The organism is Bacillus sp. 03113, assembly GCF_006546985.1.
In the GTDB taxonomy this organism is placed as follows: Bacteria; Bacillota; Bacilli; order Bacillales; family Cytobacillaceae; genus VATK01.
In genome coordinates, this window is record NZ_VATK01000011.1 from 112108 (window position 1) to 123519 (window position 11412).

The following is an 11412-nucleotide window of genomic DNA, read 5'->3' on the forward strand; positions in this document are numbered from 1 at the left end:
ATATGGAATTAGGAGAAATTCGTAATGAACTTGAAAAAACAACTAAGCGTTTAGCGGACTTTAGGGGGTCTCTTTGACTTAGATAACAAGGAAGCACGAATTGCTGAGCTAGATGATATTATGCTGCAACCGGGATTTTGGGATGATCAGCAAGGAGCTCAAGGCGTGATAGGTGAAGCTAATGCATTGAAGGATCAGGTAAATGAGTTTACGGATTTAAATGAAACGTATGAAAATTTAGAGCTGACTTATGAGCTTGTGAAAGAGGAAAGTGATGAAGAGCTTCTTAGTGAATTGGTTGAAGAGCTAAATGAGTTAACAAATCGTCTCAATCAGTTTGAATTGCAGCTTCTTTTAAGCGGGCCTTATGATAAAAACAATGCGATCTTAGAGCTTCATCCTGGTGCTGGCGGAACTGAATCACAGGATTGGGGATCCATGCTTTTGCGCATGTATACACGCTGGGCGGAGAAAAAAGGTTTTAAGGTTGAAACTTTAGATTATCTTCCTGGAGATGAAGCAGGTATTAAAAGTGTAACGCTTGCGATAAAAGGACATAATGCTTATGGCTATTTAAAAGCAGAAAAAGGGGTTCATCGTCTTGTACGTATTTCTCCTTTTGATTCCTCAGGAAGAAGACATACTTCCTTTGTCTCCTGTGAAGTGATGCCAGAGCTGTCCGATGATATTGAAATCGAAGTTCGTACAGAAGATTTGAAAATTGACACATATCGGGCAAGTGGAGCTGGTGGTCAGCATATTAATACAACTGATTCGGCTGTAAGGATTACTCATACACCGACTGGAACAGTTGTAACTTGCCAATCAGAGCGCTCTCAAATCAAAAACCGCGAAACAGCGATGAAAATGTTGAAAGCAAAGCTGTATCAAAAGAAAATTGAAGAGCAGGAGAAAGCGTTAGCGGAAATTCGTGGTGAGCAAAAGGATATCGGCTGGGGAAGCCAAATTCGTTCCTATGTATTCCACCCTTATTCCATGGTGAAGGATCACCGAACGAACACAGAGGTCGGCAATGTGCAAGCTGTCATGGATGGAGATCTAAACAGCTTTATCGATGCTTTCTTGCGTTCAAAACTTAGCTAATGTATATGCTATTTTTCTCAAGACTATATTTAAAAGCGTAGTTGTTTTTTGAGCATTTTTTGTTCGATATCACTTATAAACAAACATATTATATGGAAAAGCCCTTGCTGAATTTTTGGCAAAGGCTTTTTTTTATGGAAATAGTTAAATTGGTTTTTGGTTGAGGCAAATTGTAGTTAAACAAAAGGTTGTTTTAGAGGTTTATTTTTTTCTTCATTTGATTGATTTTTTTTCGCAAAGACCTGTTTTTTCACTTAAGTACTCTATATTTATTTTGGTACTTGTTATCTCGTTGGAAATGGTTAAAAAGACATTTTCGTGCTGTTCAAGCTGATCTTCAATATGCTTAAAATGACTTCTAAATTCTGATGCATGATTGTCCATCTTTTCGTGGAGATCAGTGAGTAGTTCTCCGTGTGATTTTAAATGTTGTACTTGTTCAGTGAGTAACTCTCCATGTTTTTGGAGTGTTTTTCCTTGCTCAGTTAAAAGTCGTAAAATTTCTTGAAGCATGTCCATATTGTTCACCTCCTATTAGAGAGTATATCATAGGAGTATGAAGCAGTTCGATAGGATCTCTTTATTATACGATATCCCTTTAATACGGTAGTGGAATGGTATTTACAGGGGAAATTGGACATGCTATACTCTCGAACGGGATTAATGAGAACATGATCGAATAAGGGATTGTGAAAAGATATGAGAAAAATTTCGGGAGGTTACGTTGTTAGCATGTCAAAAGAAAGAGTTTTGGAAATTATTTATGTTTTAATAGGAGCAGCGGTGGTAGCGTTGACGTTTAATGTATTTTTGCTGCCTAATCGTGTGGCTTCAGGAGGAGTAAGTGGGATTAGTACGATTTTACATGCACTAGTAGGCTGGGAGCCAGCGTATGTGCAGTGGGCATTTAACATTCCACTTTTTATAGCGGGTGTTATTTTTTTAGGAAAGCAATTTGGTTTAAAAACACTTGTTGGGACAATATTTGTTCCGTTAGTGGTTTATGCTACAAAGGATTTGGATCCATGGACGAATGATCCTCTTCTCGCTGCTTTATTTGGAGGAATTGGGATCGGGATAGGAATTGGTATTGTTTTTAGAGGAAAGGCTTCAACAGGAGGGACTGATCTTGCTGCTCAGATTATTCATAAGTATTTTGGACTCTCCTTAGGTACGTGTGTCGCAATCATTGATGGAATGATCGTATTAACAGCAGCTATTGTATTTGATATTGAACAAGGTCTATACGCACTTATTGCTCTTTTTGTTACTAGTAAGACTATTGATTTGGTCCAGATTGGCCTTGGGCGATCAAAGATGACCATTATCATTACAGAAAAACAATTAGAGGTGCGGAAAGCGATTTTGGAAAAGATTGATCGAGGTGTCACGAAGCTTCCTGCTTTTGGAGGCTACACAGATCAAGAACGTCCTATTTTAATGTGTGTGGTAGATCAAACCGAGTTTACAAAATTAAAACAATTGGTCAAGTCTATTGATTCTTCTGCCTTTATTATTGTGACAGATGCTTTTGAGGTGTTAGGTAAGGGTTTCAAAGGGGCGTAGAATTGGTATAATAGATTGAAGAATAAACAGGTTCATTTGGACTGGGGGAATAATGTGAAGAAAACTCTTGTAGTACTAATTATTGGAACTTCATTTATGCTTGCAGCATGCGGTGGGGGGAAATCATCAGATAATGCCTCTGCAGGGGATCCTGAAAAACTATATAAACAAAATTGTTCAACCTGTCACGGCGGTAATCTGGAAGGAAATATTGGTCCAGCCCTAAATAATATTGGCTCAGAGCTTTCAAAAGAAGATATTGAGAAAATTATTGCAGAAGGAAAAGGAAGCATGCCTAGTGGTATTATAAAAGGCGAAGATGCTTCAGCTGTAGCGGAGTGGCTATCCGAAAAAAATAATGAATAGTCGGCAGTTAGGTGAAACAAATGGAAAGGCGTATAAATGTTGTGCCTTACATAAATCGATTGAGAAAAGGGAGACCGTAATGGCTCCTTTCTTTTTTTTGTGGAATATAACGTAGGTTTGTTAACGTAAGCGGTGGCCAAACACTCCTTCCTATAGACGTTAGTCTATCCTATATTCCTTATTTTCCTTCTTTTTCTTCAGGAGCTGTTCGTTATTCAGCAAGTTAGGGATGTCAATCGGTTACTAAATTATCGGAAAATTCCAATCTATTTATATGCATTTGAAAAGAAAATGTAATATTTTTATACGTTTTTTTGACGCATGATGATGATATAATGGTTTGTATGAGAAAAGAAACGTGTAAATTGTAGAAGATTGTCAATATGTAAATGGAAGATGTCGAATTTTATAGAATAAGAGCATAATATAAATTTAAAACACTAGGTGATATAAATGATTGAAATGCAAGATGTCCATAAAAAATACCCAAATGGCGTTTCAGCTGCAAATGGGATTGATATAGTAATTGAGCAAGGGGAATTTGTCTATGTAGTCGGCCCAAGTGGTGCTGGGAAGTCTACATTTATTAAAATGATGTATCGTGAAGAGACTCCCACAAAGGGGAATATTTTAATAAATGGCATGAATTTAGCTATGCTTAAATCGAAAAAAGTGCCGCTTTTAAGAAGAAGCATGGGGGTCGTCTTTCAGGATTTCAAACTTCTTCCAACCTTAACGGTATTTGAAAATGTTGCTTTTGCTTTAGAAGTAATTGAAGAGCAGCCTAAGAATATAAAGAAAAAAGTGATGGATACACTAGATCTCGTTGGGTTAAAGCATAAAGCAAGAATGCTTCCAACTGAATTGTCAGGCGGAGAACAACAACGTATTTCGATTGCTCGTTCTATAGTCAATTCTCCAAAGCTAGTGATTGCGGATGAACCTACTGGAAACTTAGATCCAGAAACCTCTTGGGAAATTATGAATATTTTTGAAGAAATTAATACAAGAGGGACAACCATCGTGATGGCAACACATAATAAGGATATTGTAAATACGATCAAGCATCGTGTTATTGCCATTGAGGGCGGAAAAATAGTACGGGATGAAAAAAGAGGAGATTATGGTTATGAAATCTAGAACCTTTCGCCGTCATATAAGAGAAAGCTTAAAAAGCTTAAGCAGAAATGGTTGGATGACCTTCGCTTCTGTCAGTGCTGTGACGATTACACTAATATTAGTTGGTATCTTTTTCGTCATTATGATGAATCTCAATAAGGTAGCTTCGACCATTGAAGAGGACGTTGAAATTCGCGTTCACATTGACGTTGCTAGTAATGGCACGGATCATCAAACATTGAAGAATGCGATTGAACAACTTCCTGAGGTAAAAAGTGTACGTTTTTCTTCGAAACAAAAAGAATTGGATAATCTTATTAAGAGCACAGGTGATGAAGGGGAAGCCTTTAAGATGTTCGAACAGGATAATCCATTAAACGATGTCTTTATCGTTAAGACAAAAAACCCAGCAGATACGATTAAGGCTGCAAAGAAAATAGAAAACATGGATTATGTTTCAAAAGTAAGATATGGGCAAGGTAAGGTAGAAAAACTATTTAATTTTATTAAAGTAAGTAGAAATGTAGGAATGGTCCTTATTGTGGGACTGTTGTTTACGGCAATGTTTTTAATTTCAAACACGATTAAAATTACAATCGTTGCTAGAAGAAAAGAAATAGAGATTATGAAATTAGTAGGAGCAACTAATGCCTTTATTCGTTGGCCGTTTTTTCTTGAAGGACTTTGGCTTGGGATATTAGGATCCTTCATTCCAATCACAGTTGTTGCGACGATTTATTACAATGCTTATGAATATGTTGCACCAAGGCTTGAAGGGAATTTTATTGAAATACTGCATTATAGCCCATTTGTTTATCAAGTATCGGCTCTCCTTATCTTAATGGGGTCATGCATAGGCGTTTGGGGAAGTGTTATGTCCGTTAGAAAATTTTTAAAAGTTTAATGATCAAGTGCCTGTGGAAAAGACATTTTCCATTTGGCACTTTCATTTTTCTCTTTGGAAAATTAGGGATATTTACCTATTTTTAATAAGAGATACATAGATTTTCAAATTAAGGTGTGTGAATTTTGGAAAGGAGAAAGCGGAAGAATTGAAAAAATCAATCCTATCATTATCAGTTGTTGCAACCATTGGAATCAGCAGTGTCTTTACTAGCAGTATTCCCACTGTATCAGCTGCTTCCAAAATAGATGAGTTAACAAAGAAAAAAACAGACATTGAAAACCAGCAATCGAGTGTTGATTCCCAAATTAATAGTAAAGATACTGAAATTTCCAACCTGCAAACCGAACAAGACAAAGTCAAGCAAGAGCTTGAACGTTTAGATCGATCAATTGGAGATGCTGAAGCCAAAATTGATGAAAGAACAAAACAGATTGAAACAACACAAAATGAAATTAACCAGCTTAAAAGTGAGATTGCCGTTATAATCGATCGAATTAATAAGCGAAATGAATTGCTTAAAGAAAGAGCTCGTTCGTATCAAGAAACGGGTGGAGTGATCAGTTACATAGATGTATTAATGGGTGCTCAGAGTTTTGGTAACTTTGTGGATCGAGTAGACGCAGTAGCAACCATTGTGGAAGCGGACCAAAGGATTCTTCGTGAACATAATGCCGATAAAGAGCTACTGGAGCAAAAGCAGGCTAAAGTAGAAACAGATTTAGCGAATCTTGAAAAAATGTTAAGTGACCTTGAGCGTTTAAGAGCAAACTTAGGTGTTCAAAAATCGCAAAAGGATCAACTAATGGCAAGTCTTGTTACGCAAGAAAATCATGCGAATGAAGAAAAAATATCTCTTGAAGAGGAACAAGCCATCCTTGCTTCTCAAAAAGTAGCGATGGAAAAAGCGATTCAATTAGAAAAACAGCGTCAGGAAGAGCTTGCAAGACAGGCTGAATTAGCTAGACAAGCTGAAGCTGCTAGACAAGCTGAGCTAGCAAAACAAAAGGCGAGTCAAAGCCAGAACAAAACGACAAGCAGCCAATCAAACAGCTCATCATCGAATACTGGTAAAGTTGCAGCGGCACCTCCAGTATCAGGTGGTGTGTTTACGAAACCAGCCGCTGGCTATATTTCGTCAGGCTTTGGCCAGCGTGATGGTGAGTTTCATGCTGGAGTGGATATTGCAGCCGGTGGGGCGGTTCCTATTGTAGCTGCTGCTGATGGCGTAGTCATTCGTTCAGAATTTTCTTCAAGCTATGGAAACGTGGTGTATATTTCCCATTCGATTAACGGACAAATTTACACAACGGTTTATGCACATATGAGCAGCCGTACGATTGGGAATGGAGAAATTGTTTCAAAAGGACAGCAGCTTGGTTATATGGGAAATACAGGTCATTCATTTGGACAGCATCTGCATTTTGAATTGCATAAGGGTCCATGGAATTACGAGAAATCCAATGCAATCAATCCTGTAGGCATTGTTCCGATGTAAATCGTTAACAATACATTTAATAATAAAAGAATACATAAAACAGCTTGGGATCATACCCAAGCTGTTTTTTTTAGAAAAGAAAGGAAGTCTTATGGAAAAGGAAGAATCATTTTTTTATAGAATAGTTTAAGAAAGTGAGAAAAGTCACTAATTTCAAAAAAATATGTCGGACTTTCTAACATGTTTATTGTTTATTTCAGAAATATATGTATAATCAAAATTATCGATAAAACAAATTTGTTTAAAAATATTCCTCGTTTGAACACATTTGTTCAAAATGATGAAGTCAGATATTTCTGAGAGAATTGGAGGTTTTTATGTTGGAGCTGCTGATGAGAAATATGTTTCAATCGTTAGGAAAAAATACCGCAGCTAATAAATTGGCAAAAAAATATGGCTTGCGTTTTGGGGCGAGTCGGTTTGTTGCAGGTGATTCTATTCAAACAGCAATTCAAGCAGTGAAAGAATTGAATCGAGACGGCAAGGTGGTAACCTTAGATCATTTAGGTGAATTTGTTTATACGGAAGCAGAAGCGAATGAGTCAGCAGATATGTGTATTAAAACGCTTGATGCTATTGCAGAATCAGGTGTTCAATCCAATCTCTCGCTAAAGATGACTTCATTAGGTCTAGATATTAGTAAAGAGCTTTGCATGGCAAATATGAGAAGAATTCTCGATGTTGCGAAAAAACATCAAAATTTTGTACGAATTGATATGGAGGATTATGCACATTGCCAAGTTTCTGTAGATATTTATAAAGAATTGCGCGAGGAGTATGAGAATGTCGGTCTTGTTCTTCAAGCTTACTTATATAGAACAGAAAAGGATATTGATGAATTAAAGGCATACAAAGCGAATCTTCGCTTAGTAAAAGGAGCCTATAAGGAATCACCTGAGGTAGCTTTCCCACTAAAAAAAGATGTCGATGAGAATTATAAAGCGAATATTAAGCAGCATTTATTAAACGGAAACTATACGGCAATTGCGAGTCATGATGAAAAAATCATTGATTACGCAAAATCCATTATTCAAGATCATGACATTCCAAAGGATCAATTTGAATTTCAAATGTTATATGGAATTTGTGTAGACCTTCAGAATAAGCTTGTAAATGAAGGATATAAAATGCGGATTTATGTTCCATATGGCATGGACTGGTTCGGTTATTTTATGCGTCGTTTAGCGGAAAGACCTGCAAATGTTTGGTTTGTATTAAAAAGTTTATTTAAATAAGATTACATAGGGAGAGGGATAAAATCATGACAACAAATACTCAAAAAGCTCCATATAAAAATGAGGCATTAACAGATTTTTCGATTGAAGAAAATAAAAAAGCGATACAAGAGGCGATTGTGAAGGCAAAAGCAGCTCTCGGACAAAAATATCCTTTATATATCGGTGAAGAAAAAATCTATACAGAAGAAAAAATCATTTCGATAAACCCAGGAAATTTAGACGAAGTTATTGGTTCTGTAAGTAAAGGAACGCAAGAATTAGCAGAAAAAGCAATGCAAGTAGCAGTTGAAACGTTTGAAACGTGGAAAAAAGTTTCTCCGGCAGAGCGTGCAGAATATTTATTTAAAGCAGCTGATTTAATGCGTCAGCGTAAGCATGAGTTTTCTTCTTTACTTGTGCTTGAATCAGGGAAGAACTGGGTGGAAGCAGATGCTGATACAGCTGAAGCGATTGATTTCTTAGAATTTTATGCCCGCGAAATGATCCGTCTAAGTGAAACAAGTATTCATCAGCCTTTAACACAGATTGCCGGAGAAGAAAATAAAATGACGTATATTCCGCTAGGTGTTGGCATCGTTATTTCACCATTTAACTTCCCGCTTGCGATTATGGCAGGTACAGCGGTTGCTGGAATTGTAACTGGAAATACAGTCATCTTAAAGCCGGCAGATAATACACCAGTCATTGCAGCTAAGTTTGTAGAATTAATGGAAGAAGCAGGATTGCCAAAAGGGGTCCTGAGCTACATTCCTGGGGATGCTTTAGAAGTTGGCGAATATTTAGTTGAACATCCGAAAACACGCTTTATCTCATTTACTGGATCACGTGCAGTTGGCTGCCGTATTTACGAAAAAGCTTCTAAGGTACAGGAAGGACAAATCTGGTTAAAGCGTGTGGTTGCTGAAATGGGTGGGAAAGATGGCATTGTTGTCGATGAAACAGCTGATTTAGATGCTGCAGCAACAGCTATCGTAGCAGCAGCATTCGGTTTCCAAGGACAAAAATGTTCTGCTGGTTCTAGAGCTATTATTGTTGATTCTGCTTATGACGAAGTAGTAGGGAAAGTCATTGAATTAACGAAAAACTTAACCATTGGATTGCCTGAAGAAAATGCTCCAGTTGGTCCAGTCATCGACCAAAAATCAGTAGATAAAATTATGAAATATATCGAAATTGGAAAAGAAGAAGGAACGCTTGTTGTGGGTGGTTCAAAAGCAGATGGAAATGGTTTTTACATTGAACCAACGGTTTTTGTCGGTGTAAGCCCAGAAGCTCGTATTATGAAGGAAGAAATTTTTGGTCCAGTTTTGGCAATCTCAAAAGCAGCAGACTGGAAAGAAGCCATCGATATTTTTAATAACACAGAATATGGTCTGACAGGCTCATTTTTCTCTCAAGAAGATGCAAGAATTGAATATGCATTAGAAACACAGCATTGCGGAAATCTATACATTAATAAAAAATGTACAGGTGCTTTAGTTGGTGCACAACCGTTTGGCGGATTTAATATGTCTGGAACTGACTCTAAGGCAGGCGGCTATGATTATTTATTATTATTTACGCAAGGCAAGCTTACATCTAGAAAATTTTAAGAAGATGGAAATGCTGTTTGATTGGCGAGAAAAATCTTAATAATAAAATACTTGATTTTTAGCTTAATGAAGCTGTAAACCTTTACTTAAGGGTTTCAGCTTCATTATTTTTATCTATTGTAAAATCTTAAAAGACAAACGATTGTATCTTAAAACAGAAAAATTCGATTGTTAGCTCGTGATTAACACACGTATGATCAAATATTATCAAGTGATAAACTAGATCATGTCACCTACTTATGGTAGATTTAATAAAACATAAAAGAAAGGGATTTAGGATGCTTAATCATGTACAGCCGAACTTAGATCAATCATTTATAATCGTTGACGGGAATATGTCTTTAACAGATTTAAAAAATAAACTTGATTTGTTTCATTTTGCTGTGATTACAGCAAAGGATTTCTATATCATTGGACAAGATGAAATCAACATTTGTCGAGCAGAGGATCAATCGTTACCTATTTATCAATGGATGGAAGCTGTTAACTGGAAGCCATCTTCTGTATCGACGATTGATCAGCTTTCAGATGATCATCTTAATTGGAATAGACCGGTTATTGTAAAGGATCAAATGGTCAATAAAATAGAAGGAATTATTACCCCAACTCAAAGAGTCCATCATATCACAAAAGAAAACAGCCAATTAAGTGCTTATTTTTATACGCTGGCTGAGACGATAAATGATGCGGTGACAGCCGTTGATCAAGAGGGTACGGTAATCTGCTGGAATTCGACAGCGGAAGGAACATATAAAATAAAAAAAGAAGCGATACTCGGAAAAAAAATTGGAGAGCACTTTCGATCCGATTCAATCGTTTTACATGAAATATTAAAGGAAGGAAGGCCTGTTAGAGGTGCGTATCATCGTCCGAATGAGGATACACATGTGCTCATTAATGCATCACCAATTAAAAAAGATAATACGATTATTGGGGGTGTTGCAACAGAACATGATATCACTCGGATCATGCGTTTAAATGAAGAATTATCCTCTGCCTTGCCAATGCCTGTTTATAAGGAAAATCCATTCTCTGCTATTATCAGTGTTAATCCCGAAGTTAAACAAGCTATAAGTATGGCACAGAAAGTAGCACATGCTGATATTCCTGTATTGATTACTGGTGAAAAAGGAACGGGGAAAGAGATGTTAGCTCAATCCATTCATTATGGTGGTTCAAAAAGCGGAGGACCATTTGTTTCCATGAATTGTTCCATTATTCCTCCAGATTTAATGGAGGTTGAATTATTTGGTTACCAGCAGACATCTTTTACAAATGAAAAGTCATTAGCACAACTGGGGAAGCTTGAGCAAGCTAGCGGTGGAACGTTATATATCGAAGAGATTGAACATATGCCGCTATTTATTCAAGAGAAACTGATTCATTATCTCGCAGATCATTCCTTTTCTCGTACAGGTGGGAATGAAATTGTTTCTCCTCAGACACGAATCATTACTTCTACATCATTATCACTTGAGTCGCTGATGAAAAAAGAGAAATTTAATAAAAAACTTTATTATTATCTATCTGTCATTCATATTGATCTTCCTCCTTTACGTCATCGTACAGAAGATATTGTGAAGTTGACTCAACAATTTGTGAAGGAATTTTGCTCGAAGTATCAAAAGCCTGTTCCCGACATTCGATCTGATGTGATGAGAGCTCTCATTAATAATCAGTGGCCAGGAAATATTCGCGAGCTTCGCAATGTTGTAGAACGATTCATTTTATTAAATGAAAAGAATGTGATCACAGCAGATTATCTTCCTCCGAATTTATCAAACAGTGATGATCTAGAAAGAAAAAAACATTCATTTGAAAATGACCCTGAATTGGAGGAATTGTTGTCATCAAATGATGAAGCGTTAATGATTGAAAAAGCATTGCTGAAAACGTACGGAAATAAAAGTGCAGCAGCTACTTTGCTCGGTATATCAAGAGGAACGCTTTATAACAAAATAAAGGAATACGGATTGAGTTAGTATAGTCATCCAACACCTCCTAACTTCTTAATGATCCTGCCAT

Annotated in this window: 10 protein-coding genes; 9 read left to right on the top strand and 1 reads right to left on the bottom strand. The window is 36.8% G+C overall.

From position 1 onward, the window contains the following. The first annotated feature begins 2 nt into the window (after positions 1–2). A protein-coding gene (gene prfB / locus FDO66_RS12270; RefSeq protein WP_141432942.1) for a peptide chain release factor 2 occupies positions 3–1104 on the top strand; the annotation gives its coding sequence in 2 pieces (ribosomal slippage) (positions 3–74 and positions 76–1104; 1101 coding nt in all). Positions 1105–1317: 213 nt separating this feature from the next. Here prfB and FDO66_RS12275 read toward each other — a convergent pair. After that, positions 1318–1623 (bottom strand): hypothetical protein, encoded by a 306-nt coding sequence (locus FDO66_RS12275; protein ID WP_141432943.1) that lies wholly within the window; start codon positions 1621–1623, stop codon positions 1318–1320. Between the two features lie 213 nt (positions 1624–1836). On the opposite strand from FDO66_RS12275, the gene FDO66_RS12280 reads away from it, so the two are divergent. From FDO66_RS12280 to FDO66_RS12315, 8 genes are all read left to right on the top strand, one after another. Further along, positions 1837–2670 (top strand): YitT family protein, encoded by an 834-nt coding sequence (locus FDO66_RS12280; protein WP_258535716.1) that lies wholly within the window; start codon positions 1837–1839, stop codon positions 2668–2670. 54 nt (positions 2671–2724) lie between these two features. Next, a complete protein-coding gene (cccB, locus tag FDO66_RS12285; protein ID WP_220095174.1) occupies positions 2725–3036 on the top strand; it encodes a cytochrome c551 in 312 nt (103 codons plus the stop codon). Between the two features lie 453 nt (positions 3037–3489). Next, positions 3490–4176 carry a cell division ATP-binding protein FtsE gene (gene ftsE / locus FDO66_RS12290; RefSeq protein WP_141432945.1) on the top strand — a complete coding sequence of 229 codons (687 nt, stop codon included), beginning with the start codon at positions 3490–3492 and terminating at the stop codon, positions 4174–4176. Beyond that, positions 4166–5059, top strand: coding sequence for a permease-like cell division protein FtsX (gene ftsX / locus FDO66_RS12295; RefSeq protein WP_141432946.1), 894 nt, complete (start codon positions 4166–4168; stop codon positions 5057–5059). The genes ftsE and ftsX overlap by 11 nt, the downstream gene beginning before the upstream one ends. 148 nt (positions 5060–5207) lie before the next feature. Beyond that, entirely contained in the window at positions 5208–6557 is a 1350-nt protein-coding gene (locus FDO66_RS12300; protein WP_141432947.1) for a murein hydrolase activator EnvC family protein, read from the top strand. Between the two features lie 320 nt (positions 6558–6877). Continuing rightward, the gene (locus FDO66_RS12305) at positions 6878–7792 is read left to right on the top strand and encodes a proline dehydrogenase family protein (protein WP_141433028.1); all 915 of its coding nucleotides are present in this window, start codon (positions 6878–6880) and stop codon (positions 7790–7792) included. 26 nt (positions 7793–7818) lie between these two features. Further along, positions 7819–9387: an L-glutamate gamma-semialdehyde dehydrogenase gene (pruA, locus tag FDO66_RS12310; protein WP_141432948.1), complete on the top strand. Its 1569-nt coding sequence runs from the start codon at positions 7819–7821 to the stop codon at positions 9385–9387. Positions 9388–9665: 278 nt separating this feature from the next. After that, positions 9666–11369 carry a sigma-54 interaction domain-containing protein gene (locus FDO66_RS12315; protein WP_141432949.1) on the top strand — a complete coding sequence of 568 codons (1704 nt, stop codon included), beginning with the start codon at positions 9666–9668 and terminating at the stop codon, positions 11367–11369. The last annotated feature ends 43 nt before the right edge of the window (positions 11370–11412 follow it).

What these genes read in the sequence shown, in the direction of transcription:
- FDO66_RS12275 (WP_141432943.1), bottom strand. Translation starts at nt 1,623, where the DNA reads ATGGACATGCTTCAAGAAATTTTACGACTTTTAACTGAGCAAGGAAAA.
- FDO66_RS12280 (WP_258535716.1), top strand. Translation starts at nt 1,837, where the DNA reads ATGTCAAAAGAAAGAGTTTTGGAAATTATTTATGTTTTAATAGGAGCA.
- ftsE (WP_141432945.1), top strand. Translation starts at nt 3,490, where the DNA reads ATGATTGAAATGCAAGATGTCCATAAAAAATACCCAAATGGCGTTTCA.
- ftsX (WP_141432946.1), top strand. Translation starts at nt 4,166, where the DNA reads ATGAAATCTAGAACCTTTCGCCGTCATATAAGAGAAAGCTTAAAAAGC.
- pruA (WP_141432948.1), top strand. Translation starts at nt 7,819, where the DNA reads ATGACAACAAATACTCAAAAAGCTCCATATAAAAATGAGGCATTAACA.
- FDO66_RS12315 (WP_141432949.1), top strand. Translation starts at nt 9,666, where the DNA reads ATGCTTAATCATGTACAGCCGAACTTAGATCAATCATTTATAATCGTT.